23 protein-coding genes, 7 tRNA genes, 1 rRNA gene and 1 riboswitch are annotated in these 26,070 nt (G+C 40.0%); of the genes, 6 read left to right on the forward strand and 25 right to left on the reverse strand.

Annotated features, from left to right (window positions below):
* Positions 1-23: 23 nt before the first annotated feature.
* Both KHM83_RS11805 and KHM83_RS11810 read right to left on the reverse strand, forming a co-directional pair.
* The gene (locus tag KHM83_RS11805) at positions 24-1,898 is read right to left on the reverse strand and encodes a hypothetical protein (RefSeq protein WP_213237227.1); all 1,875 of its coding nucleotides are present in this window, start codon (positions 1,896-1,898) and stop codon (positions 24-26) included.
* Positions 1,899-2,002: 104 nt separating this feature from the next.
* A complete protein-coding gene (locus KHM83_RS11810; RefSeq protein ID WP_213237228.1) occupies positions 2,003-2,983 on the reverse strand; it encodes a hypothetical protein in 981 nt (326 codons plus the stop codon).
* Positions 2,984-3,159: 176 nt separating this feature from the next.
* Between KHM83_RS11810 and greA the strand changes: the two genes are divergently transcribed.
* On the forward strand, positions 3,160-3,621 hold the full coding sequence (gene greA / locus KHM83_RS11815; protein WP_213237229.1) for a transcription elongation factor GreA: 462 nt from the start codon (positions 3,160-3,162) through the stop codon (positions 3,619-3,621).
* Between the two features lie 216 nt (positions 3,622-3,837).
* On the opposite strand, the gene KHM83_RS11820 is transcribed toward greA, so the two are convergent.
* The 13 genes from KHM83_RS11820 to KHM83_RS11880 all read right to left on the reverse strand — a co-directional run bounded on the left by KHM83_RS11820 (position 3,838) and on the right by KHM83_RS11880 (position 18,180).
* Complete coding sequence (locus KHM83_RS11820; protein ID WP_213237230.1) at positions 3,838-4,779, reverse strand: polyprenyl synthetase family protein; 942 nt, start codon at positions 4,777-4,779, stop codon at positions 3,838-3,840.
* Between the two features lie 44 nt (positions 4,780-4,823).
* Complete coding sequence (locus tag KHM83_RS11825) at positions 4,824-5,345, reverse strand: Gx transporter family protein (RefSeq protein ID WP_213237231.1); 522 nt, start codon at positions 5,343-5,345, stop codon at positions 4,824-4,826.
* A gap of 2 nt (positions 5,346-5,347) precedes the next feature.
* On the reverse strand, positions 5,348-5,728 hold the full coding sequence (locus tag KHM83_RS11830) for a NusG domain II-containing protein (RefSeq protein ID WP_213237232.1): 381 nt from the start codon (positions 5,726-5,728) through the stop codon (positions 5,348-5,350).
* An 80-nt stretch (positions 5,729-5,808) separates the two neighbouring features.
* Complete coding sequence (locus KHM83_RS11835; RefSeq protein WP_213237233.1) at positions 5,809-7,608, reverse strand: FAD-dependent oxidoreductase; 1,800 nt, start codon at positions 7,606-7,608, stop codon at positions 5,809-5,811.
* A gap of 132 nt (positions 7,609-7,740) precedes the next feature.
* Entirely contained in the window at positions 7,741-9,411 is a 1,671-nt protein-coding gene (locus KHM83_RS11840; protein WP_213237234.1) for a YbaK/EbsC family protein, read from the reverse strand.
* A 314-nt stretch (positions 9,412-9,725) separates the two neighbouring features.
* Positions 9,726-10,535, reverse strand: a complete 810-nt coding sequence (locus KHM83_RS11845) for a ZIP family metal transporter (RefSeq protein ID WP_213237235.1) — start codon at positions 10,533-10,535, stop codon at positions 9,726-9,728.
* A 9-nt stretch (positions 10,536-10,544) separates the two neighbouring features.
* The gene (locus tag KHM83_RS11850; RefSeq protein WP_213237236.1) at positions 10,545-12,044 is read right to left on the reverse strand and encodes a cobyrinate a,c-diamide synthase; all 1,500 of its coding nucleotides are present in this window, start codon (positions 12,042-12,044) and stop codon (positions 10,545-10,547) included.
* Positions 12,045-12,097: 53 nt separating this feature from the next.
* On the reverse strand, positions 12,098-12,841 hold the full coding sequence (gene cobS / locus KHM83_RS11855; protein ID WP_213237237.1) for an adenosylcobinamide-GDP ribazoletransferase: 744 nt from the start codon (positions 12,839-12,841) through the stop codon (positions 12,098-12,100).
* Positions 12,842-12,917: 76 nt separating this feature from the next.
* A complete protein-coding gene (gene cobU / locus KHM83_RS11860; protein ID WP_213237238.1) occupies positions 12,918-13,472 on the reverse strand; it encodes a bifunctional adenosylcobinamide kinase/adenosylcobinamide-phosphate guanylyltransferase in 555 nt (184 codons plus the stop codon).
* Between the two features lies 1 nt (position 13,473).
* The gene (locus tag KHM83_RS11865; RefSeq protein WP_213237239.1) at positions 13,474-14,544 is read right to left on the reverse strand and encodes a pyridoxal phosphate-dependent aminotransferase; all 1,071 of its coding nucleotides are present in this window, start codon (positions 14,542-14,544) and stop codon (positions 13,474-13,476) included.
* Positions 14,545-14,571: 27 nt separating this feature from the next.
* Entirely contained in the window at positions 14,572-15,510 is a 939-nt protein-coding gene (gene cbiB / locus KHM83_RS11870) for an adenosylcobinamide-phosphate synthase CbiB (RefSeq protein WP_213237240.1), read from the reverse strand.
* Complete coding sequence (locus tag KHM83_RS11875; protein WP_213237241.1) at positions 15,504-17,009, reverse strand: cobyric acid synthase; 1,506 nt, start codon at positions 17,007-17,009, stop codon at positions 15,504-15,506. Before KHM83_RS11875 ends, cbiB begins: the two co-directional genes overlap by 7 nt.
* A gap of 359 nt (positions 17,010-17,368) precedes the next feature.
* Positions 17,369-17,544, reverse strand: a riboswitch (cobalamin riboswitch).
* A 174-nt stretch (positions 17,545-17,718) separates the two neighbouring features.
* The gene (locus tag KHM83_RS11880) at positions 17,719-18,180 is read right to left on the reverse strand and encodes a peroxiredoxin (RefSeq protein ID WP_213237242.1); all 462 of its coding nucleotides are present in this window, start codon (positions 18,178-18,180) and stop codon (positions 17,719-17,721) included.
* Between the two features lie 192 nt (positions 18,181-18,372).
* Between KHM83_RS11880 and KHM83_RS11885 the strand changes: the two genes are divergently transcribed.
* The 5 genes from KHM83_RS11885 to KHM83_RS11905 all read left to right on the forward strand — a co-directional run bounded on the left by KHM83_RS11885 (position 18,373) and on the right by KHM83_RS11905 (position 23,472).
* Positions 18,373-18,813 carry an ACT domain-containing protein gene (locus tag KHM83_RS11885; RefSeq protein WP_213237243.1) on the forward strand — a complete coding sequence of 147 codons (441 nt, stop codon included), beginning with the start codon at positions 18,373-18,375 and terminating at the stop codon, positions 18,811-18,813.
* Between the two features lie 20 nt (positions 18,814-18,833).
* Positions 18,834-20,069, forward strand: a complete 1,236-nt coding sequence (locus tag KHM83_RS11890) for a homoserine dehydrogenase (protein WP_213237244.1) — start codon at positions 18,834-18,836, stop codon at positions 20,067-20,069.
* A 131-nt stretch (positions 20,070-20,200) separates the two neighbouring features.
* Positions 20,201-21,106: a homoserine kinase gene (gene thrB, locus KHM83_RS11895; RefSeq protein WP_213237245.1), complete on the forward strand. Its 906-nt coding sequence runs from the start codon at positions 20,201-20,203 to the stop codon at positions 21,104-21,106.
* 10 nt (positions 21,107-21,116) lie between these two features.
* Positions 21,117-22,337 carry an aspartate kinase gene (locus KHM83_RS11900; protein ID WP_213237246.1) on the forward strand — a complete coding sequence of 407 codons (1,221 nt, stop codon included), beginning with the start codon at positions 21,117-21,119 and terminating at the stop codon, positions 22,335-22,337.
* Between the two features lie 229 nt (positions 22,338-22,566).
* The gene (locus tag KHM83_RS11905) at positions 22,567-23,472 is read left to right on the forward strand and encodes a bifunctional helix-turn-helix transcriptional regulator/GNAT family N-acetyltransferase (protein ID WP_213237247.1); all 906 of its coding nucleotides are present in this window, start codon (positions 22,567-22,569) and stop codon (positions 23,470-23,472) included.
* A 42-nt stretch (positions 23,473-23,514) separates the two neighbouring features.
* Here KHM83_RS11905 and KHM83_RS11910 read toward each other — a convergent pair whose 3' ends face one another.
* The 10 genes from KHM83_RS11910 to rrf all read right to left on the reverse strand — a co-directional run bounded on the left by KHM83_RS11910 (position 23,515) and on the right by rrf (position 26,066).
* A complete protein-coding gene (locus KHM83_RS11910; RefSeq protein WP_213237248.1) occupies positions 23,515-24,477 on the reverse strand; it encodes a phosphotransferase in 963 nt (320 codons plus the stop codon).
* A gap of 284 nt (positions 24,478-24,761) precedes the next feature.
* On the reverse strand, positions 24,762-25,091 hold the full coding sequence (locus KHM83_RS11915) for a GNAT family N-acetyltransferase (RefSeq protein ID WP_213237249.1): 330 nt from the start codon (positions 25,089-25,091) through the stop codon (positions 24,762-24,764).
* Positions 25,092-25,332: 241 nt separating this feature from the next.
* Positions 25,333-25,409 (reverse strand) — tRNA-Arg (locus KHM83_RS11920).
* Between the two features lie 4 nt (positions 25,410-25,413).
* Positions 25,414-25,488 (reverse strand) — tRNA-Cys (locus tag KHM83_RS11925).
* Positions 25,489-25,492: 4 nt separating this feature from the next.
* Positions 25,493-25,568, reverse strand: a tRNA-Lys gene (locus tag KHM83_RS11930).
* Between the two features lie 28 nt (positions 25,569-25,596).
* Positions 25,597-25,671: transfer RNA gene (locus tag KHM83_RS11935), tRNA-Gly, on the reverse strand.
* A 6-nt stretch (positions 25,672-25,677) separates the two neighbouring features.
* A tRNA-Leu gene (locus tag KHM83_RS11940) sits at positions 25,678-25,761 on the reverse strand.
* Between the two features lie 2 nt (positions 25,762-25,763).
* A tRNA-Val gene (locus KHM83_RS11945) sits at positions 25,764-25,839 on the reverse strand.
* A gap of 28 nt (positions 25,840-25,867) precedes the next feature.
* A tRNA-Asn gene (locus tag KHM83_RS11950) sits at positions 25,868-25,942 on the reverse strand.
* 7 nt (positions 25,943-25,949) lie between these two features.
* Positions 25,950-26,066, reverse strand: a 5S ribosomal RNA gene (rrf, locus tag KHM83_RS11955).
* Positions 26,067-26,070: the final 4 nt, after the last annotated feature.

Raw genomic sequence — 26,070 nt, forward strand, 5'->3', positions numbered from 1 at the left:
CCAACTGACTATGGCGATTTTGTTCATTCTGATGACTTCTGTGATGTGTTTAGAGTGTTCATAAGTGTATTGAGCAGCTTTCTCACTTTCTCGACCGTTAGCGGCAGAGACAGAATGCCGACGGCATTAATCTTTTCTGACCACAACCAATGATCGTGATGCTGTCCCATGTAGATGAGCACCACGTTTGGTAATTGTTTGAGCATTTCTATTTCAGCATCTGCCAGTTGATACATTTTTTCTGCTTCAACGAGTATTAGATGATGCTCACCTGAATCGACACTATACGGTACAAATTCAAAATGCAGCTGCTCTCCAATCAGTCGTAAAATTCGTTCCGATGCATAGCTGAGTTTATAACCGGAAAGCGTCATCTCGTCAAAGCGATCCGCCATTTGCATCGGCAAATGATTGTATTTAATAAATGGCCACTCAAGATGCAGTGTCTCATCATACTTACTTAAAGTAGCATTGTATTTGTCATGTATGACGCTCCGAATACGTTCAATCTTGCTGTCATCATACTGCAAAACGCCATTTGTCTTAAAAGTAAATACCAGTTCACCTCTCATTTTAAATCGAATAATAAACTGGTTCTGATAATGGATCAAGTGTTCAAACAGACTCATGACAACAACCCAAATCGCATTTGGATAACTGTATATCGTTTGCGGCACAACATCGACGTCTTCCAAAACGACTTCTTTGTTGTAATAATTCCCCACCGCCGTCATCACATCGAAAAGCATTGCTGTTATCTCAGTGATTTCAAACTTTTTAAGCCAAGCGCGATCATAATTGATTTCACCAATGGTATGGGCATAAAGCATTTCGGACTTTTGACTGAGATAGGCGCCGAGTTGCTGTTTGTGTTTTTCGTACATTTCATCATTAAATGTATTGAGAATTCTAAGTACTTCCACTATCGGAAGCAGTTCGATTTCAAAAAATGCAGCCATGTTGTCTTTATAGCGCATATTCTCAGCTAATCCCTCAATACTGTTATCATCAATATATCGATCTGCAATTCGCAGGACATCTTTGATTTCCTTATTGATACTGTCGTTTTTAATATAATGGTACAAAATAATCATGAATAGAATCATGAGTAATCCCATGAAAATGGTATAGATCTGCCATTGATAAAAAACATCAATCCATGGCACAATACACGTTAACACAAGCTCTGATTCCTTCAATTCCCTTTGAAAAACAAGAAATGCCGTTCCTTGAAAGATAACTTTTTTAATACTGATCTGTTCAGAAGAAGAAGCAATTTCATGACCCTTCGGAAATAACTCAGCAATATTGGGTTTTAGCGCATTTTGATAATTCTCAAAATATAAAATTTCGCCTTGTGGATTAGATACAATCATCCCCGCACTACCAACGGAAGCCTCTTTCGCAACATCTGCAACCAGCCCCTTTAGATTGATTTCAATTGCGATGACGCCACTGTCCAACGTTCCCGGCTTTCCGTAGCGGCTTCCAATGACAATGTGCTCAATAAGATTATTCGGATCAGAAATAACTTTCTGACCTTCAGAATCATAAAGCGTCATCAGCCAATTGATGCGGCTTATAGAAAGATTAGCTTTCGCGTAAGGTGAAATCAATTCCTCATATTGATAATAAGATAAATTCGCATAATGCGGCAGTTTATCATTATAATGCATTAATTGGTTTTCTTTCACATTCTCACAAGACGTCGTCAGAATATTCTGCGTCATCTTGGCTGCCTCAATCCTTTCGTTCAGCGCATTGAGGATATTCATAAAAGCGACTTCTTCTTTTTTCAGATTGCCGTTGTACCCCAACTGACTGACATTGTAAAGCAATAGGCTAAAGACGATACTATAGATTGATATGATGATTACATTTCGCTTAATTCTTTTCATTCAACATCCATTGCCGCTATCCGCATTAGCAGCTTCCCTTTGTTTAATATTAATGAAACATTCTTGTATGCGCTTTGATCCATAGATTCTTTGATTTCCATGTCCTACTGGTGCTGAAAAGAATCAATAAGCCATTTTTCATCTACTTTCTTTAGTATATAGTGCATGTCGTTAAGGATCATCTGACCCTCCGGATCAAAAAAAGCTTCGGTCAACATCAACGTACATTTTTCGTCTGTCAATTCGATACCAGTCGGTTTAAAGGCAATAAAATCAATATCAATGCCGTCACTGCCAATCGAATCTAATGCGGCCGCAGCCGGAGAATCCGGGACGACATATTGATAAATCGCTTGATCCCCATTTTTCACAAACTGTTCCCAAGCCAAATTATAGCTGACAATGAGTTCGTGCAGACCTTGATCAATTGCAATCGGCTCAATCAAGTCAAAAGCACTGACTTGAATACCTTCTTCTGTCACATAACTGGGATCTTCATGATAACCAGTTACGACGCGCTCAGTCTGATATTGATAATACTTATAAAAATCTGTTGTCCCCTTGCCCTTCGTCAATACGCGAATTTCTTCATAACCCTTTGTATCTTCATATCGTACAGTGACTTGATCCTCCGATAAAGCAGTAATGGTTGCCGTCACTTTGATATTGTGATAATCATCACGATTTGCTTTAAACTGCCATGCAGCATCTTTGGCGAGCGGCTTTTGCAACGCGACAATTTTATCGTAATCACTTTCATTTAAATGATTTCCCGCTGTAACCAGATTAATATGATCTGAATATACCTCATAGGTCATTTCAAAGGTAAAATCTTCATTGCTCTTGCCAATATCTGTATTCAGTATCTCACCTGAAATTTTTTGAGTATAGCATGCGTGTGTTTTCTGATTCTCAATTGCCGTCGCAATATGATAATAGTGATTATCGCCAACATAACCCATTTCCGATTGCGTTAAAAAGTCTGTCAAAGCTTCATCATAGGGTTGTTCTGCCATGTCATCTCTTGAACAGGCAGTTAAGAATACAGATAATAAGATAAGTCCCATTACGGCTTTTCGAAACATATTTTCTCCTAAATACCCGCTTTTGCATGATGTGTTTAATACTATTCTATCATTATCCCTTCACGAGTGAAATGAAATGTTCCATCATTTTTTGACATGTAAATAATTTGTAATTTACAATGGCGTTCCAATTTGATAAGATATAATAAGTCAAATCTTTTGAGGGAGTTGTTTCTATGAAAAAAACGTTATTAACAGAAGCTGCATTGAAAAAATTACAGCAAGAGTATGATGATCTCATTCAAAAACGTCATCATATATCTAAAGAAATTAAAGTGGCCAGAGACTTCGGCGACTTGTCAGAAAACGCCGAATACCATGCAGCGAGAGAAGCCCAATCTCATAATGAAACAGAAATTCTTAAACTCAAAGAAATTCTAGAAAGTTACGAGCTCGTTGCTGAGGCTTATGATAAAGACGCCATCACGATCAATTCTAAAGTTAAAATCAAGTACACGGATACCAATGATATTGAAGAGATTGAAATCGTAACCAAAATCGAATCGGACCCTTTTGAAGGCAAAATTTCTAACGAATCTCCTATTGGCGAAGCGCTGATGGGTAGAAAAAAAGGTGATAAAGTCGATGTTCATTCACCTAACGGGCCACTGGAAATCGTTGTCATGGATGTTATGTAACAAATTTATAAGCAGAGGTTGTTCTAACAACGCTTTTTAGCGTGGAAACTGAACAGCCTCTTTTTTCATGATTTCCATGTAAAAAAACACGCGCATGATCATTAAAAAAGTCATTCACACGATGATGATAAGACAATTGAATCCTTTTATCAGCTATCAGCAGTTTATCGCATAGAAAAAGCAGTAAAATTCTTTAATAATTTTACTGCTTTTTTATTAGTAAACCCTGACAAGCATTTTCTCAGCCATATTTCTGAGTAGTGATTTATAGGGAACATCCGGCAGCCGATCAATGCGCTGAAACGCCTTATCGGTATATTTTCTAGCCAATATTCTCGATTTTTCAATACCATCATGCTGTTCAATCTGCATGCCTATAGCCAGTGGTGACAACTGGCTGAATGTGACGCGCTGCCCTTCAAACGCATAAATGACAGGCAACGTGTAATAACCATTTTTCACATCATGCTGTACCGTTTTGCCTACAGTCTCCGCATCCGTCGAAAAATCTAAGATATCATCAATAATTTGAAAGGCAATGCCAATTTCATAACCAATTTTACCCAGTGAATTCGCAAGTGTCTCACTGCATCCACTCTCGACAGCACCCAAGTACATACTCAGTGAAAAGAGCGCCGCGGTTTTGCCTGAGATGACGCGAAGATAATTTCGAACCGTCATGGTATGATAACGGTTAAAATATTGCAAAAGCTCACTCTCGCAAATTCGTTCAATAACTTTGGCCAGTTTTGCAATTTTCTCATTATCATAATCCTTCGCCTTAAAAACCGAAAGAGACTTTGAAAGTAAATAATCACCAGTGTATACAGCCATGTCTTTCCCAAATTTGCTTTGTACACTTTGCTGGTTGCGCCTTATTTCAGCATCATCTACAATGTCGTCGTGTACGAGTGTCGCCATATGCAACAATTCAATAGCACTCGCTAGGTTAACCATTCGATCTGATTCATAAGTACCAAAATTTGCTGAAACAATTAAAAACTGAGGCCTTAACATTTTGCCGTTTAGTTTTAAAATCGCATCGATGATGATCTGTACTTCCTGAAATTTTGCCTGCGAATGATCTTTTATGCGTTTCTTTACTTTTTCAATTTCCGAGGCAACACTATCGGATACCTCATTTATATTGTATGACATTCATATCTCCAAAATTCACGTTATTCGGCGATTCACTCCAAAATTTATGAAATAAACCGCGTTCGCTTTAGATACGTAATTAGAAATCTGGCGACAATACCCACAAAAATACCTGTCGGAATGGCTACAACCATCAAAATCGGTAAATAAGTCAAAATATATGGCGTCTCCAAGATAATTGATGCCACCAGCAACTGTCCCAAATTATGGGCAACAGCACCTGTAATGCTCACTGTAATCAGATTAATACGATCGCCAAGCACTTTAAAGAGCATCGCCATCACCAGTAAACTTAAAATGCCGCCGCTAAGGCTGTATAAAAAACTCGAAAGTGAACCAAAAGTCACTGCTGACAAGAGAACGCGCAATACGACAACCGAAAGCGATTGTTTGAAACTAAGCAGATAAATCGCTGTCAGTGTAACAATATTGGCTAAGCCCAATTTAGCGCCAGGTACAATAAACGGCATTGGCAGCATCTTTTCGATAAAGCCTAAAATCATCCCCTGTGCAACAAGCACTGAAATTAGGACGAGCATTCGGGTCTTCGTGTAATTCGTATTCATAGTCACTCCGCAATACTATCTAGTTCAGCAGCTTGTGTTTTCGAAACAATTTCAACCGTAAATTTATGCGGCAGACAGACGATGATTTCACCTACTTTTGAAATCTCACCTGTTTTAACGCAAATTTGATCTCTGCAATTTGCTTCTGTCATGCTGACTAAACCATTTTTGACGGTTACAACATTGCGCTCATCATCTGCTTCATACTGGAATACTTCATCTGTATCACGGTTAAAGGGAATGGTTTTAATCACAGTTCCCTGATGTTTAATCACAACTTCCAAGTCTGAAGAAGCGCGCGCTTGAAACTGGCTAATGGCAACAAATGCCAGAAGGCTCGCAACGAGTATGCCCGCAATAATTATAATATCAACTTTTTTCATAAACAACCTTCAATATCGTTAAAAATCGTATCTGAACACATCAGATACGATTTTAAATTCAAAACAACACCTTCATTCAACTAATGAAAATACAAATAGGATTTCTGTGCAAAAGCAGTTTGTTTCCACCATCGTTTTAGCGGTGGCAACAAATAGTAATCCAAGCCAAAGGTACTGCCGGCACCCGCGATAATGGCAATGCCACCAAAGAAGTACCAGAGAATTGATGCATCAGACATGCCTGTCAGCGTTATGGCAACGGTCATACCTGTTGTCACAACCGCTGAAATAAAGGTAAACAATCCTGCGATCAGCATGAGGCCAAATGCAATTTCTGCAAAGACCATGATCGTTTGGAACGGAATTGCATTTGGTGCTATAATTTTATCAATCATCCATTGAACAATGCCAGGGACTTCTTTCAGTAATGGCTGAACAGCAGCTGCGCCTTCAGCCGCACCTTCGGCTGCACCACCAGTCCATTCGCTAGCCTGCGTCACCGCATCGGAAGCAATCATCTTAGCGGAGGTCAACCAGCCTTCATCAATCTTATGAAGCCCTTCAAACAGCCACATAAACCCTAAATAGACCCTAAACGGAACCATCCAGAAGTTTGGAGATGCTTTGGAGAAATGTCCGCCAACAATCGACCGATTATTTTTTGTATGGAAGAATTCATGTCTCAAATACTCCCATAGCTGAGCAAGGCCACTCACTGTAAAGAGATAATAAAAATTGACCATATGCTTCACAAGCATCGAGAAGAATCCTGACAGTTTCAGTCCGTTGTTATCTGATACGCAGTATCGCGAGCCAACGGATACCATAAAGCCATGATAAACCTGCTTATGCGACTTCATTGGCGCACCGTTAATAGAAGCAATTATATTTTCAGCCGCTGTATGCCCAGACTGTTCAGCAGCCTCGACAATTTGCGGAAGTAAGCCGTCGTTATCTTCATAGTGCGTATTATCTCCTGCTATAAAGACATTATCGTATTGTGGCGACTGCATAAACTCATTGACAACAGCACGTCCGCCTCTGCCCGCTTCAAGACCCAATTTTGCAATAAAATTGCTAACTTTGATCCCAGCACCCCAGATAAGCGTCTTCGTTTCAATAAAACGACCATCTTTGAGTTCAAAGCCATCTTCAGTGGCTTTGACGAGCGCAGCATTTTTCAAGAGTTCTACACCAATTTTTCGATAACGCGATTCAACTTTTTCAACTTGGCGATCATCTTTCAGCGTATTTAAAATACGCGGCGTCGCCTCAATGTTATAAATCTTGACTTCACTTTTATCGATTCCGTATTTTTCTGACAAGTGCTCTTTGGCCTCACCTAACTCACCAGCCATCTCAACACCTGTAAAACCGCCGCCGACAACTGCAAAAGTCAGAAGCTTTTTCCTGATATCCGCATCTTCTTCAATCGCTGCTGCTTGAAACATCGATTCAACATGCTGTCTGATTGTGATGGCATCATCATAAGACCAAAGCGTAAAGGCATGTTCTTCGATACCCGGAATACCAAATGAATTGGTATCTGATCCACAAGCCAAAAGCAGATAATCAAAATCATACGTTTTCTTTTCAGATGCAATTTGCTTGGTTTCGAAGTCAACCTTGGTAATGGTATCTGTTACAACTTTAACACTTCTTCCCTTAAAAATAGTCCTAAGATCAATGCGAATGGAATCAGGACTTGTTCGATGACCGGCAACTTCGTGAAGTTCTGTCATCAACGTGTGATAGGTGTTTTTATCAATGAGCGTTATTTCGACATCTGGATTGTCTTTAAACGCTTTGTGCAAGGTTTTTCCAGCTTTTACGCCTGCATACCCGCCACCTAAGATGATAATTTTTTTCTTTTCTGACACGATATCCCTCATTTCTATAATTTCAATAAATTTCCTCTCATATATTATATCAGACCATTTCAACAGTGTAACTGAAAAACATGACAAAACATATTAATTTTTCATAAATATATAGGACGCAGAGCCCTTCTATTATGGGTTGAGAGGTTTATATCGACTCTTTACCCAATGAATGACCTCTGCAATCGTCATTTGTTCGAATCGTTCATTTCTTAACTGTATATCGCAAAAGCCATCACCTGCAGCTTTACCCACGACAATTCTCGGGATTTCAGCAAAGCGTTCTGCATCAAAGAACTTTATTCCCGGGCTATCTGAACGGTCATCATACAAGGCTGCGATACCGTTTTCAATAAGCGCTTGGTAAATCGCATCTGCAAGCTGCTGCTGTACCGATTTTTTCGTATTCATAATAATTAGCCATACATCAAAAGGTGCCAGCGCATCAATTGTTATGACATTTGATTGTGCCCTCGTATTTGCGTCCGTAATGCATTCATTGGTAATTTCCCCATCATCAGCATTTTCCACATCATTCTTTCTTGTCTTTTCTACATCCAAATGATGACGAACAACACTCTTTAGACCATTAATCACTTCAATTGAAATACCAAAGATATGATGCTTTTTAGCTTTACCATAAGCATCTAAAAAGTTTGCACGGTGGCTTTCTGACAGTGTTTCGCCATAATCATATAGTTCATATAGAATATCGCCCTTTGTCACCGTCATGTCAAAACCACAAATAGGGCATGCATTGCCTTCCTCATAGGCGGCAACATCAACATACTTTTCAATATTAAAACGACTTTCATCTACAGTGACATGCGCATAGTGATAATCACGTCTATTCGCACCGCATACACCATCTTTTATGCCTAAGGCAGAATGATCCCAAATAATTTGACAAGATGCCGCAAGGCCAATTGGACCGACAAATCCTGCAACTGCATCAAACACCTCTTCAATTTCCAAATCAGTCGCCATACGATATTTCTGCTTTGTCAGCCGTGAAAGTTTCGGCAGACTCAACGTACGGTTGCCCGCTATAATAACCACTACGGGTTTACCATCTGAACGCATCAGCGCAATGGCCTTTAAAACCGTTTTAGATTCCACTTTTAAATAGTCACATAATGCATCAATTGTCTTTATTTCAGGCGTATAAACTTCGACTTCATTCTGAATTTTCTTTTCTGTAATAACGGCTGTTTCATCAATGGCCTGTTGCGGCATTGCCGCCAGCATAAGATCAGCGCCATAGCCACAATTTGGACAGACGATCAGTGGTGTTGCGGATGCCTGATCTTCTATATAAGCTGTTTGAATGCTGCCATATGTACTTTTATACAGCCGTTGTGACGTCAATGTCGCTAGTTTTCTTTCTAGCGTTTCCCGTGTGATTTTACTGCTGTTTGCGTCTTCAGACAAATACAGCTGACACAACTTCTGTGCAAAGGCATCCGTCGTTTTTTTAGGCATCATTTGAAGCACTGCGGGTAACGTTTTATAGGATTTATAATCAAATTTAAATAATTCAAAAACATCGCTAAAAAGCGCTTCTACTGTTTCTGACTTCATATAAGGTGTAATGATGCATGGCATTTCAGCAATGCCTTTTAACATCAATTCGATTTGTTTGCCATATGCATCCACAAATAAATCTCCAAATGGCGTTACAATCGTCCCCATCATTCGATCGTGCTTAATCATTCCAGTCTGAATAAGCCATTGCATCACGGGGTCTGCTGTTGCTGTATCAGGATTTTTTATACTTCGATAATAAATTGAAGATAATTTCATTGTTAAACTCCTTTTTCAGATTATTATCGTTATACACTTAATTTTCCCTTGTATCATGATGAAAACATAGGTGTACTATCAATCTCGTTTTGATATAAATAGAAAAGCGACGCCTATGAATAAAAAAGTTCATTGAGCATCGCATGTCAAAATCAATAATACAATGACAACCCATCTTAATGGGCACATGTCACCGTTTTATTGATAATATCCTATATCATTATATTATCGTAACTTTTCAATAGATTACCATCAAACAAGTTATCCTTTAGCATACAGAAAATACAAACTGTGTGATGGCTGTTCGGTATGATTTAGCCGAGCGCTACATCGAGCAGCATCATTAATGCAAAACCTGCCATTGCACCTAAGGTTGCTAAATCGGTATTCTTTTCACGCTGTGATTCTGGGATAAGCTCTTCAACGACGACAAAAATCATAGCACCTGCTGCAAAAGAAAGCGCATATGGTAAAAGCGTTTGCATTTTAATGACTAAAAAAGCGCCAATTACACCTGCAATTGGTTCGACGATTCCCGATGCCTGACCATACAGGAATGCTTTCGTACGACTGAACCCCTCACGCCTGAGCGGAATCGAGACAGCTGCTCCCTCCGGAAAATTTTGAATGCCAATCCCAAGTGCTAAAGCAATGGCAGCACCAATGGTTGCCTCAGGTAAATTGGCTGCAACAGCACCAAAGGCTACCCCAACTGCCAACCCTTCCGGAATGTTATGAAGCGTAATTGCCAAGACCAGTAAAACACTGCGCTGCCAGCTCGTCTTGATCCCCTCCGCCTCTGACATATCGAAACCATTATGAAGATGCGGCAATATCTTATCAATCGCAAATAAGAAGATGCCACCGCCTAAAAAACCGACGACTGCGGGAACCCACGGCGTCATGCCGCTGCTTTCCGCCATTGCAATAGCAGGATTTAGCAGTGACCAAAAACTGGCTGCAATCATAACGCCAGCTGCAAAGCCCAGCATCATATCCAGCACAGTTCGGTTAATCTTTTTGAACAGAAAAACCATTGCCGCACCAAGAGCCGTGACAAACCAAGTAAAAAGCGTTCCGATCAGCGCTTGCAGAACAGGTGATAATGATAAAAAGTATGTCATATGTTCCTCCTATTGATTAATAGGTTTGTTTATACCCCACAAATCAATGAGTAAAGACAAAAAATCTAAATTGCTATAAAAATGCTGGTGTGCATAGGTTCCCAACGTATGCTCCTTTTGGTAACCGCACGTCCACGATCGAGATCCCTTTACGATATGATATTTCTTATCAATCGGTTCGTCATCTGTAATGAGCGACTTATGAAATTCGTGTGCTCTAAAGGTAAGTGTACAAGACATAAAATCTTTCATGGTAACATTGATAAGGCCAAAGCGCTGCAGCTTATTAGTCATTTCTGATTTTGCAGGGAAAAATCCGACAGCGTCGTACGTATTTTTTCCATTATCAATACACGCTGTTAAATACATGAGTCCCCCACATTCTGCATAGCATGGCATGCCGCTTCCAAGTGCTGTCTTCAATGCCTTTCTAAATGAGGCATTCATTTCAAGCTCTTTTGCAAACACTTCAGGGTAACCGCCGCCAATATAAAGGCCGTCACAGTTATCGGGTATCTCACTGTCTTTTATTGGGGATATTGGGACTAGCGTTATCCCCAGCTCTTTTAATGTTTCAACATTCTCATCATAATAGAAAGAAAAAGATTTATCCATTGCAATGCCAACCGTTAATCCATCCATTGCTGCAATACGCTTTTTCATTGATTCCAATTTTAAGTCAATTTCTGCTTTCTTCTTTCGATAAGAACATTCTGTGTCTTGCTTTGCAGAAGCCGTTAGCGTCTCTTTTGATGCATCATCGAAACTGCTTTGGGATACGGCTTCAGATGCATACAAAACACTATAATCCGGTTTAGGCGATTCATAGACAAAATCTTCAATGATTGCATCAACATTTACCGTCGCCTCTATCTGTTCGCTGATATAATCAACTTTTTCATCTAAATCGTCAATCTCTTCTGCCTGCAAGAGCCCTAGATGCCTGCTGCCCAACTTTACACGTTCGTCCTTTTTTAAATACCCGTAACACTTAATCTCCGTAAAATGTTCAATCCCTTGTTTTAGCATTTGATAATGCATTTCTGACGCAACGTTATTTAAGACAACCCCTTTGATCATGCTGTTCGCTTTAAACGTCGAGAAGCCATGAACAATCGCCGCTGCACTTAGCGACATGCTGCTGGCATCAAAAATAATAATGGCAGGGATATTTAACAATGCTGCCACATGTGCCGTACTGCCTGCAAAACTGTCGGTTTTATGGCCATCATAATAGCCCATAACACCTTCTACAATCGCAAATGATTCAGCCGCCATCCGTTTCTCAAATAGATAGGCCGTCGTCATATCATCCAGCATCCATACGGGTAGATTATACGCCTTTTTCTTTGTGACATGTCTATGAAACATTGGATCAATATAATCAGGCCCCACTTTAAACGGCGCTACATCAATTCCGCGTTTTATCAGTGCATTCATGAGGCCAATAGAAAATGTCGTCTTTCCCGAGCCGCTAGATGCACCACCAATCGCTAATGCTTTCTGCATAAAAATCTCCTCAAAATCGTTTATTAACTGTTATTCCCCATGTAAAACCACTATCATACAACTAGCCGATAGATTATTTGATAAGCCACGAGGTAAACCAGTTGGCTAGATTCAACAATAAAACCAATGGAGTCACCCGAAAGGCCACCGATCATGCGATAATGCCATCGTCTGGATAAAAAAGCGCTTAATACAACGAGCCACAATGCCAGTAGTGCTGAAATACTCGCCGCAAAATAAGCGATGACACTGCCAAGCAACAGTTGTAAGACGCTTTTGATGGGGGTGTTGACATCTAAAAATATTTTACCCATCCCCGTTTTGCCCTGCGGATATTTTGAAAAGCCCGCAACTGCTGTCGCAGCCAATTTGCCGATATATGGCATCATCAGAAAAGCTGCAAATGACATATTTTGAACAAACGTATAAAAGACCATAAAATATAAGCACAAGCCAATTGTGCCAAATGCACCCATCCTCGAATCCTTCATGATTTCAAAAACGCGTTCCCCCGTTCGACCACTGAGCAGACCATCGAGCGAATCAGCAAAACCATCTAAATGGATCCCACCGGATATTAAAAGATACAATAGAATACTCAGCACGGCCGTATAGGCTGGCGGAAGCGATATAAAATGATTGGAAACGTACAGCGGAAGTCCTGATAACGCGCCGATAATCAACCCCACAAACGGAAAATATTTAACACTTTCACGGTATCGCTCATCAGTATACGGCGCTAATTTTGCCACCGGCAGCCTTGTAAAAAACGAAATATTCAATAAAAATGCTCTCATTGTCACTCTCTTTCATTCACGATCATCTAACCAAATAATTTTTATGCAGCCATCATATCGCTGCTGTCAATTTTCATTATTTAATTTGCAGTGGTATCCCGGATACAACAAAATGTACCTCATCTGCCTCACTTGCCAGAAGCTGATTAATGCGTCCTTGAATATCCCTGAAAAAATTGCCCATTCGATAAGATGGAACAAGTCCAAGTCCAACTTCATTGGAGACGATTACCAATTGCTTGTTCTCTTCACGGCAAATCTTTAAAAGCTGTTCAACTTCCTTGGCAATCTCGCGTTCCAACGCGTTTACCGTTTCAACCGCAACGGTATCAAAATCTAGACCGCTATCCATCATGATATTCGTAATCATAACCGTCGCACAGTCAAAAATAAGCGCATTGGCTTCCAGAAATGCATTTTTATCTATAAGTGTCTCAAAGTGCTTATATTGTTCAATGGTTTGCCATGAAGCAGGACGCTGACTTTGATGTTTCGCAATACGATCCTTCATCCCATCATCAAAGGGGATCGCCGTTGCAATGTATGCAACTTTTTCACCAAGTGATGCAACTTTCGCTTCTGCAAATCGACTTTTGCCGCTTCTTGCACCTCCAGTTATATAAATAATCATTTTATACCTCCAATGCCTTTGCCATGGCATCTAACATCTGTTGATTTTCAGCTCGCGTCCTAAGCGCAATTCTAAAGTAATGTTTACCTAGCCCTTCAAAATCATTGCACGTTCTCAAAAATATACCTTTGTCCAACATCCGTTGAAAGAAAACTTCCCCATCAACTGCTTTCACTTCAATCAAATGAAAATTTGCGCATCCTCGATATAAACGGATTTTACCAGCCGCCTCAAAACTTGCCATAGCCGCCGCTACAAATTGATTTTCAATTTCACACCATGTATTTATCTGGCTTCTATGGTCAGAATGCTCTAGAAAATACGGAATACTAATTAATGCAAATGTATTTAAACTCCAAGGCTCTTTATAGCCGTACAGCGATTCAATAATAGCCTGATTGCCAATGCCGTAACCGATTCTTAAACCTGGAACAGCATAAGTTTTCGTCATCGACCTCAATAGAAAAACAGGATAATCTGATAGTAACTGCTTCATTTGATCCGCATTGCGCTGCTGATAGGTCTCGTCGACAAAATCAATAAATGATTCATCAATAAACAGTTTAAAATCATGTCGTCCAACGCTTTTAATAATCGCTTCGATGTCTTCCGGTGCATACAAGTGTCCCGTCGGATTGTTGGGATTGCATAAAACCAGCAAGTCAATGTCATTTTCATTAATAAAATCGGCAATTTTAGGTACATTTATCGACTCAGGTGCTTCTAAACTAAGCGGATAGCTGATCACTGGAATGCCATGTGTCATAAGTGCGCGCTTGTACTCTGTAAAAGTCGGCTCTAGGATCATCGCATTTCGAATCGGTACCGTACGCGCATAGAGGTATATGAGCTCTGTTGCACCGTTTCCAAGGATTAGTTGTTTCATATCATAGCCAAGTACTTTTGCCATTTTTATTTTTGTTGCTTCACCACTCAATTCAGGATACTTGATAAGATCGTCAATATGTTCAATCAGCAACTTTTGAAAAGAGGCGTCATAAACGGTTGGCGGTATATTCACACTAAAGTCAATCAATGATTCATCGCCATGATAGCCACCGTGAAAATTCATATTCCCCCCTAAATGCTCTTTATTCTTTTATAATAAGTTTACCATAATCGCGAAAAGCATCAATAAGCCCTCGGCAACGTACATGACGTGAATACATTTGTCAATATCAACTGTCTCCAATTCTTTTAACGAATCGCCAATCGTTGGTTTAACGACAACTTCCCCAAAATACGTATTTGTACCACCGAGTTGAACCGTCAGCAATCCTGCTGTAACCGCTTCTGGAAAGCCACAATTCGGACTTTTATGATTTCGGCAATCCCGCTTTAAAATGTGCCATCCATTATGAAAGTTTTGTCCCATCAAACCGCCGGCTATCAGCATAAACAATGCACCAAGTCTAGCGGGAATATAATTGGCCAGATCATCGATCTTCGCGGAAACATAACCGATTTCTTTATAAGGTTTCTGCATATAGCCAATGGTCGAATCAAGTGTATTGATCACTTTGTATGCGACTGCAAAATAGACAGATAGCCCTAATGGCGCCCCGATCAGCATATAAAAAAGCGGTGCTAAGATTCCGTCAACTGTATTCTCAGATACCGTTTCAATTATACCGCGCAATACCTGTGGCTTTGTTAAATTAGCCGTATCGCGACCTACTAGGTAACCAAGTTCTTTTTGTGATTGATCAAGTGCATTATGATCAAGCAGTTTTTTTACCTTATAAGCTTCGTCTTTTAGACACTTTGCCGCTAAGCTGGCAAACATGAGGTAAACCGATACAATCGTCCATAACAACGGCGGTAAACTTATTGAAAGTCCGTATAAAATCACCATTGGCACAGCAACTGCCATGAACCATAATACGCCCCCGCCGATATATAAGTTTTTAAAGCGCTTTCTCACATGTTTCTCAAGTGTTCTAATCCACCATCCAAAGGCTCTAACAGGATGCGGCCATGTTGGTGGATCACCAATTAGCCAGTCCAGCAGTATTGCAAGCAATATCCACTTTAACACGCATTTGTCCTCGATTCTTCCAAAATCTGCATCATTTGATCCATATTGAGATTGTCTTTTACATGTTTTGCCAAACGATCGTACTCTGCATTTTTTGCGGCTGCAAAGTCGACCGATTCTGCTAATGGTGCCAATCCTTTTTGTTCTCTAAGGGTATTAATAAAAGCGCGTCGAAAAGCGTCATTGTCAAAAATACCGTGAAAATAAGTACCGAAAACTGTTTTAGCAGAATTGACGGCACCATCCTCATGACCGTCCAAAGTCTGAATAAATGGTACTGTCAATTCATTCAGTCGCTTAGATTCCCCCATATGAATTTCATAACCGCCTACCTTTAATGCTTTATAGGACGCTAGCCCGTTTTTAATGACTCCTTCATTTTGTACCGTTTTCTTCTCCTTTGCCATTTCTGTTACAACATCCAGCAACCCTAATCCATCAATGGTTGGGTCGATGGATTCTACTTCAAATGGATCGGAAATTTTTCTTCCCAATATTTGGTAACCGCCGCAAATACCAATAATCGGTTTACCCGTTTGATGAAATGCTTTAATGCCTGCATCTATGCCGGACTTGCTTAAAGAAAGCATATCATAAATCGTATTCTTGCTGCCCGGTATAATCAATGCATCACATGTACGCATCGCTTCTAAATCATCCACATAAATAAGATTGACGTCATCTTCCATGTCAAAAACGGTAAAATCCGAAAAGTTAGACATATAAGGAAGTTTTACAACGCCAATTGTCAGTGCTGCATTGCGCTTTTTGCCAAATCGCTCTGTAACACTGTCCTCATCATCTATTTTAAGCTTTTCAATATAGGGAATAACCCCTACACACGGAATGCCAATCTTCTCTTCGAGCATTTCGACACCAGGCATCAATAAGCTGACATCACCTCTAAATTTATTAATTAAAAATCCTTTGATACGTTTTTGCTCTGATTCGGAAAGCAGTTTCACGGTACCATATAATGAAGCAAACACGCCGCCCTTATCCACATCGCCAATGAGAATAACATCTGTATCCACCATTTCTGCCAATCCCATATTGACAATGTCGCGACTTCTTAAGTTGATTTCCGCCGGAGAACCTGCCCCCTCTATGACAATGACATCATATTCTGCATTCAGCGCATTAAATGCCGTCTTAATGTGCGGTATTAAAAAGTCTTTCTTGGTGAAATATTCAGCAGCCTTCATATTGCGGTATACTTCGCCGTTTAAAATCACTTGACTGCCGACATAACTCGTCGGTTTCAGCAAAATGGGATTCATATAAACATGTGGTTCAATCCGCGCTGCTTCAGCCTGAACAACTTGTGCGCGCCCCATTTCTTTGCCGTCTTTTGTAATAAAAGAATTAAGCGCCATATTTTGTGATTTAAAAGGCGCTACGCTATAGCCCATATCCTTTAAAATACGGCACATTGCTGCCACCGTCAAACTTTTCCCGACTGTCGAGCCAGTTCCTTGAAACATAATTCGCTTTGCCATCGCTTTCCCCTCTTTTTTTCTCTTTTATTTTCTCAATTTTAATATGTCCCCCATTCTGCGGACTATTGGGGGGCTCAAATCTTCTTTTTACAAGATTTCTCGCTCCGCTTCGGCGCGCTAAACCGATTTTCGCTTGCCATTTTCGCAGTTGGAACATCCGCGAAAATCTTTCGGCTCAAATCTTCTTTTTACAAGATTTTCCGCTCCGATGCGACGCGTTAAACCGATTTTCGCTTACTATTTTCGCGGTTGAAGCATCCGCGAAAATCTTTCGGCTCAAATCTTCTTGTAATAAAAAAGCACATGCAAACGCATGTGCCGAAATATTTTCATTTCTAATCACAAACCTCCCACCGAAGTCGTCTTAAACAATGACGGCAGGTTTCCTGGCTCATAGATCCCTTTACTCTCCATCCTTCCCGATCATTCAGTGGACATGTGGATTTCATCACTATTTACAGTAGCGGGGGCTGCAGAGGATTCTAACCTCTTTCCCTCTTAGCTTTTACTAAGCACCGACATTGAAATCTTCAACTTTTACTCTGATAGCTCTCAGCTATTTTATCTACGTCAATTATAAGCATCTGAATAATCTGTGTCAAGCAAGGCACCGCAATAGCTTAATTAAATACTGTGAATGCATAAAATAGTGTATCTAATGATCAATTGCATGATTTTATCAATATTTTATCCGTGTGTTATTCAATGTTTATGCAGAGAAAGCTTTCACTGCTTCAAGGACGGTTTCAGCATGTCCGGGTGCTTTAATGTCACGGTACTCTGCAATCATTTTTAACCCCTTATCGAATACGAAAGTCGAGCGAACCGTTCCCATCACTGTTTTGCCGTACATTTTCTTTTCTTTCATGACGCCTAGCGCATTCAGCAGTTCTTTTTCTGTGTCTGAAATTAACTCAAAAGGCAGTTCATATTTAGCTTTAAATTTCAAATGGGATGACAGGGTATCTTTGCTAATGCCAAAAATTTCATAACCAAGGTTTTTAAATGCTTCATAGACATCCGCAAACTCGTTGGCCTCTAGCGTACAAGCCGACGTATTGTCCTTTGGATAGACATAGAGGATGAATTTCATTTCTGATAGTTCTGTACCTGATATAGTTCCTTCAGGTGTTATTTTAAATTTCATATCCGGTTTAATATACGGTTTCATTTAAATGCCTCCATCAATCAATAAATTTTACATTAATATATAACCAAATTGAGTAAAATTATGCAAGTTCATAAATAAAAACAAAGCATTTTTAGCTAATCGTGTTGAATACTAAATTCCATTGTGTTATAATCCCTTTAACATCTTTCTAAAGCGTACAAATGTACGCGTATGGAATACAGGGAGGTAAACATGGATAAAGGCAAATTTTTACTCATTCATATTGATGTTTTGCCGGATGTCTTCCTAAAAGTCGTCGAAGCGAAGGAACTTATCAAAGATGGCAAAGTCAATTCCGTTTCAGAGGCGACAAAAATGGTCGGCATCAGCAGAAGCACTTTCTACAAGTACAATGATTACGTGTTCACCCTCGCTGATGGGGTTATCGGGAAAAAGGCAACCATTTCCATGAGTTTGGATCATCACTCCGGTATTCTTTCAAAAGTCTTGGATCGCGTCGCACTTTACAACGGCAATATTTTAACCATAAGCCAGAGTACGCCAATTGATCGGAAGGCAAACGTTACCATTACCATCGACATCTCAGAAATCTCAACGTCATTCACTGCATTGACCGGTGAGTTAAAAGCAATTGAAGGCGTTTACAAGTTTAATTTGGTAGCGATTGAATAAATACGTACAGGAGGCTCATTTTGAGGGTAGCACTACTTGGATACGGAACCGTAGGCTCCGGTGTATATGAATTGATACAAAAGAACACAACAGCTGTTAAAACAAATTTTGACAGAAAACTTGAAGTCGTTAAAATTCTCGTGAAAAACCTAGATAAGTACAAATCTCACGAAGCTTATCACCTTTTCACAAATGATTTTAACGATCTTAAAAATGCAGATATTGATATCGCCATTGAAACCATCGGCGGCATCTCACCAACCGGCGATTATTTGAAACATTTTCTGTCACACGGCATTCCCGTCATAACGGCTAACAAAGATCTCATCGCTGAAATAGGCAGTGAACTCATTGAAATCGCACGTGAACATAACACGATTCTGAGTTTTGAAGCCAGCGTTGGCGGCGGTATTCCTATTTTGAAACCGCTTCAGGAAAGTCTTGCCGGCAATGAAATTAAAAATATCAGCGCTGTTCTCAACGGTACGACCAATTACATTCTCACTAAAATGTATGAAGACAATATGGGGTATGACGAAGCGCTCTCGCTTGCACAGTCTATGGGCTTTGCAGAAGCAGATCCTACATCTGATGTCGAAGGTTATGACGCAATGCGCAAGCTTGTCATTCTCTCCACCATCGGTTATAAAAAGCACATTCGATGGACTGATCTACCGCTGGAAGGTATTTCGCGTGTAACAGCCCGAGACATTGCTTTTGCCAAGGACGAGAATTACAAAATTAAGCTCATTGCCTTTTCAGAAGACATGGGAGACGCCATCTACGGCACCGTCAGACCAGTCTTTATCACACAGCAATCTAAATATGCAAAAATAGACAACGAATTTAATGCGGTATTGGTCGAAGGCGATGCTGTTGGCGAGCTTATGTTTACAGGAAAAGGTGCTGGTAAATATCCTACGGCAAGCGCTATTTTAGGCGACCTTATGGATATTATCCAAAACAAAAAGATCTTACCATCTTATATTTATCAAGATGAAGTTAAAATCATCAAACACTACCCAAAAGAAGCAAAATATGTGGTTCGCTTTCAGGCCAAAGATCTCAACCTTTTAGCCGCTAAGCTCTTTAGTCTCTTTTCTGACCATGGCTTAAAACTGACATTGGCCTCAGAAACGCAATCACTTTATGTTCAAGTGACAGAATCTAATGAAAAAACGCTTTTGGAGAAACTCAATCAAATTACAGAAACCTTTAATTGCAATTATATTCACTATTTAGTCTATGATAAATAAGTCGTTATCGTTCTTGGCACCTTTACATGCAGCATCTCTGGGGACTACTCAATATTACCTCAAAGATTTACAGCAATCAGTTTTTTCTGTCGCCTGCGACACGCATTCAGCACTTACCGGAGGCATTTTAAATGATTAATATTAAAGTACCCGCAACCAGCGCCAATATCGGACCTGGTTTTGATACACTGGGTTTGGCACTCAATATGTTCAACCATGTAGCACTTTCTAAGCGGGCCGATTCAATAAAACGCATTATTTGGGAAACACCAGATGATGCAATTGATGATTCCATTAACCTTGTTAAAACGGCACTTGAATACACACTTGAAAAATATAATCGCTCGACACTCGGTTATGATCTTATCATGGGACAGTGTGATGTACCGATGTCCAGAGGGCTTGGCAGTTCTGCAACTGCAATCGTAGCAGGCATTTATGCCGCAAACTATCTGTTGGATTTCGCATTATCCAAAGAAGAAATATTATTATATGCCACTGAACTTGAAGGGCACCCGGACAATGTTGCACCTGCTATTTTTGGCGATATGGTTATCTCCAGCTATACCGAAGGAAAAGTTATTCACGATCGCGTTATCTTCCCTGAAGACATTGTCTTTAAAGTATTTATTCCAGACTTTGAACTCAGTACATCCGCAGCACGTAAGGTACTCCCGAAGACTTATAACATACAGCAATGTGTTTTTAACATGTCTAGGCTTGGTTTACTCATTAACTGTCTATATACAAAGCGCTACGATTTGCTGCCTTTTGCAGTTGAGGATGCGGTTCATCAACCGTACCGATTGCCGCTTATACAATCAGCTGAACTAATCTTTGAAAAATGTCGCGAAATTCAATCACTTGGCAGTTTCATCAGCGGTGCAGGGCCAACACTGATTGCATTAATGCCGCTGGATCACGCCGATACATTTGACAAGCAATTTGAACCCTTTTTGGCAACACTCGAATCAAAATGGTCTCTAAAGACTTTAACCATTAATAAAAGCGGAACAACATATTCCGTTGAATCATAAAGAGGTATCTATGAGTATTATCGTACAAAAATATGGTGGCAGCTCCGTTGCAGATGCAGAGCGAATTCAACGGGTATCCAATCATGTCATCGAATTAAAGAAACAGGGGCATCAGCCTGTCGTCGTCGTCTCTGCCATGGGAGATTCTACAGATCATCTCATTGAACTGGCAAAATCCATTAATCCCTCACCGTCTTCGCGTGAAATGGATATGCTTTTGTCGACTGGTGAACAAATATCCATTTCGCTATTGGCAATGGCAATTGAATCACAAGGTTATCAAGCAATCTCGCTGACTGGTTACCAGTGTGGGATTCAAACCGATCATTTCTATTCAAAAGCTAAAATTAATGATATTAAAGCCAATCGTATTATTACGGAACTCGAAAAGGATAATATCGTTATCGTCGCTGGATTTCAAGGGATGAATGAAAATGGCGACATCACAACACTTGGCCGCGGCGGATCAGATACAACGGCTGTTGCACTCGCTGTCGCACTAAATGCAGAACTATGTGAAATCTATACAGATGTTAAAGGTATTTATACAACCGATCCACGTGTTGTTAAAACGGCTAAACAAATGAGCCAAATCAGCTATGATGAAATGCTTGAGCTCGCGAAGCTTGGTGCAAAAGTCATGCACCCAAGGTCTGTCGAACTTGCACGCAAAAACAAAATGAAACTGGTGGTACGCTCATCATTTGAACTGTCCGCACCGGGTACTGAAATAATTGAGGTGAATGAAATGGAAAAAGCACAAGTAAGAGGCGTTACGCTTGATGATAATATTGTTAGACTTTCTGTACCAGACGTTCCAGACCGTCCCGGCATTGCTTATAAGATGTTTTCTGCACTTGCAGCACAAAACGTGCACATCGATATGATCATTCAAAATCTTACGCATGATGATCGCAATGATATCTCTTTTACAGTTCCAAAAGACGATCTTGAACTTGTACAAGGGATTATCAATCAGTTTATTGAAGAAGTCGGCGCAAATCCATTACTCGTTAGAGACGATGTTGCCAAACTCTCTATCGTCGGAACGGGCATTACTTCTGATGCGACCATCGCTTCCGGTCTATTTGGCGCTCTTTACAAAATGGGCATCAATATCGAAATGATTTCTACCTCAGAAATCAAAATATCCTGTATTATCGATAAAGCACGTTCAAAAGAAGCGCTTAACGAAATTCATGAATTTTTTGAGCTTCAAAAGGTATTATAATTTTTTCTTTTAATTAAGACGCAATAAACAACCCCTGATCTCATTGATTTCGATGTGATCAGGGGTTTCTACGCTTAATACGCCGCTGTTGCGTATTCATATCACCCTTTTCATACTTAGACATAGTTTTACGCAATCGTTTATTACTGGACTCAGTCCACCATTTCTGCTATAATACTACTAAACCACACACCATACACTATTAATACTATCCAGAAATGAGGTACTTATGGAATCAATGATCGCAGATATCCGTAGTTTCAACCGTTTTTACACAAACATTTTAGGGCTATTAGATCAATCTTTGCTCGGCAGCGGCTATTCACTAACTGACGTCCGCGTCATGCTTGAAATCAGTTTACAACCCTTTAGCACCGCCAAAACACTTATTCATCAATTAAATATTGATCCGAGTTATATGAGTCGTATCATTAAACGCTTAGAAACAGACGGTCTACTTGAAAAAATACCATCAGAGTTAGATAATCGTCTCAATAACTTAAAATTGACAACAACCGGTGAAGCACTCATTCAAAAAATGGATGCAAAATCACATGATCAAATGAAGAAACTGCTTCGATGTCTTTCTGAAGATGAAGTTAGAACCGTTGTCAGCAGTATGCAGCTCATTAAGGCAAAATTTTCAGAAGCTTTCTATCAATTTAAAATACGCGACTTCACATTTGATGATATTGATTATGTTATTTCACGTCATAAAATTCTTTACCAAAATGAGTATCGCCTGACTCAAGTCTTTTCAGATCATGTCGATGCCACTGTAAATGCATTTGCTGAACATTTTAATCCTGAACGAGAGTGTATGTTTATTGCTGAAATGTCTGGAAAGCCAGTTGGCAGCATTGCAGTTGCAAGTATGGATGATCAAACAGCTCAATTACGTTTCTTTCTCTTAGAACCTAAAGCGCGCGGCATTGGCATTGGCAAAAAACTCGTTGATGCGGCACTGCTCTTCTGCATTGAAAACAACTATACAAGTGTCTTTCTTGACACGTTTAGTGATCTTAAGACTGCACGTTATCTCTATGCGCAAAAGGGATTCGAGATTATCTCGACACATGCCAATGAAAGCTGGGGTAAAAATATTCTCGAAGAGCGCTGGGCACTGTATTTTTAGCATTTTCAAACAAAGCAAAAATCGGCTGAATAGTCGATTTTTTTAAATTCGCCACTTGGTTAAGTCTTCTGTCATCATCGTCTCTAAAAAATCAACGGTTTCATCATAATAACATTTTGAGACATGATGCGACCAACTGGCGATATCTAACCCCATTCGCAGTAGATTAAACTCAAATGCAATGTCATACTGCTCACCGCGTGTCCTCAATTTATCATATCCTTCAAAAAAGGGCTTAATTAATGCCGGGGCTTTATAAAAGTATTTGCGATATAAATTGATAATATCGTAATGCGGATTAAATCGAACACATTTTTCAAAATCCAAAAACGTAATTAATTGATAGCTTGTCGCTTTATTATCTGGCACACTTTGTGATTCATTTACGCCGATGAGAATATTTCTCCCATCCAAATCACGATGGCATAAAGTCACCTCGTCTAATGTCTCAATGGTATTGTACGCCTTTCTCGTTCTACCAATTGCCTCTTGAAACAGCTTATTCGGCTTCAAATTCAATTTTTCAATATTATGATAAATTCGTTCCGTATCGTTAATCATAAATGTTTGGTATGCTGAGATATGGCTGTACTTTCCTACCACCCAGTCGCCAAAGTGCTGGAAAGATACAGCATTATGAAAATCAGCCATTTTGCTGCCAAAATCTTTAAAGAGCTCACACTTTTTGTTTTCCGGCATGGTTTGAAGACAGCCTTCCATTACATAACCCGTTATATAAGGATAAATAGACCATTCAATACCTTGGTAAATACCGTGTGCCAATAGTTTTAGCGGTGTATTAACATAATAATGCAATGCATTTAACTCACGAATTTGCTTGTGGTATTTATAATAAAATTTAATAATAAATGTATGCTCACCAGACTTCACCTTGTAAACAAGATTGCGTTTTAAATCATGGTGACCGCAGGCAGTCATGCTGTCTGTATTGATGTTCATTCGATCTTTGAATATCGCTTCAATATCTTTTAACGTTATATTCATTATGCCTTCCCTTGTATACATTCGATTAATGTTCTATGACTAATATATCGAATTCCACAAAAAAATCAATTGAAAATCATCGATATTTTCCATTAACCTAAACTTCTGGATCCTTTTAGGATACTTTTTTAATGGTTTATAAGTTTAAAATCATAAATCCGACTTCAAAAATAACATGCGGAAATCTGCACGTCCCAGTATGGATAAAGCCATATTGCGTATACCATTCTTTCAACCTTAAATTGTCTTCTTTAATACCGATTTCAATGGTATTTCCCCCTGCCTCAATGACTGTTTTTTTTTGCATAGTCAAGCAGCATTTTACCATAGCCATTATGTCTATAATCCGGCAGTACTGCTAGTTTTCCAAGTTCAAAAATATGATTCCCCTTGTCTTTGAGCTGTATAAAACCAACAATCCTTTGCTGATTATAGAGCCCATACATCATCGTCCCCTTTTGAAACTCATCTTCTAATCGTTTTAGCGGTATATAGGCCCCGTTTGTCGGTGCATTTTCTTTTGTCAACCCAGATGCTTCTGCCACTGTCATAAAACTTTTATGTATTACATCAAGACATTCAGGCAGATCATGTGCTTCTATACGTTTTATCATGCGGTCTCCTCTGCAAACTTCACATACAGTTTAAGTTTTTATTTAGCGATTTTAAAATGGGATCATTTCTGATAGGGATATTAGCTATATCATAACATTTAAACCTCTTTATTCAAGTAAAAGAATGGTTAATATAACGACTAATCAAATCATTTAAGACAGCAATCAAGTCAAATCGAAAAACTAGCTGCAAATCTATTTTAAATATGAAAAAAGAAGTACTAAAAAGTACTTCTTTAAATGGCGCGCCCTAAGGGATTCGAACCCCTAACCTTCTGATTCGTAGTCAGACACTCTATCCAATTGAGCTAAGAGCGCATTATGGAGGCGACGACCAGATTTGAACTGGTGAATAAAGGTTTTGCAGACCTCTGCCTTACCACTTGGCTACGCCGCCGTTATGGTGATCCATCCGCGACTCGAACGCGGGACACCCTGATTAAAAGTCAGATGCTCTACCAACTGAGCTAATGGACCATATTCTTTAGCTAAGCTAAAGGCAAATTGGAGCGGAAGACGGGATTTGAACCCGCGACCCTCGCCTTGGCAAGGCGATGCTCTACCACTGAGCCACTTCCGCATAAAATGGTGCGGGTAGAGGGACTTGAACCCCCACGTACAAGACACTAGATCCTAAGTCTAGCGCGTCTGCCAATTCCGCCATACCCGCGTTGGTGGGGGTAACAGGGCTCGAACCTATGACCCTCTGCTTGTAAGGCAGATGCTCTCCCAGCTGAGCTATACCCCCATGTTCAATGAAATCATTGAAAAATAAATGGCTCCAAGGGAGGGATTCGAACCCTCAGCCTATCGGTTAACAGCCGAGTGCTCCACCGTTGAGCTACCTTGGAACATTTTAACCGGCAACGTCCTACTCTCCCAGGCAGCTTCCCGCCAAGTACCATCGGCGCTGGAGGACTTTACTTCTGTGTTCGGGATGGGTACAGGTGTAGCCCCTCCGCCATCGTCACCGGATAAA

It is taken from the genome of Fusibacter paucivorans (genome assembly GCF_018390735.1).
GTDB lineage: Bacteria > Bacillota > Clostridia > Peptostreptococcales > Acidaminobacteraceae > Fusibacter > Fusibacter paucivorans.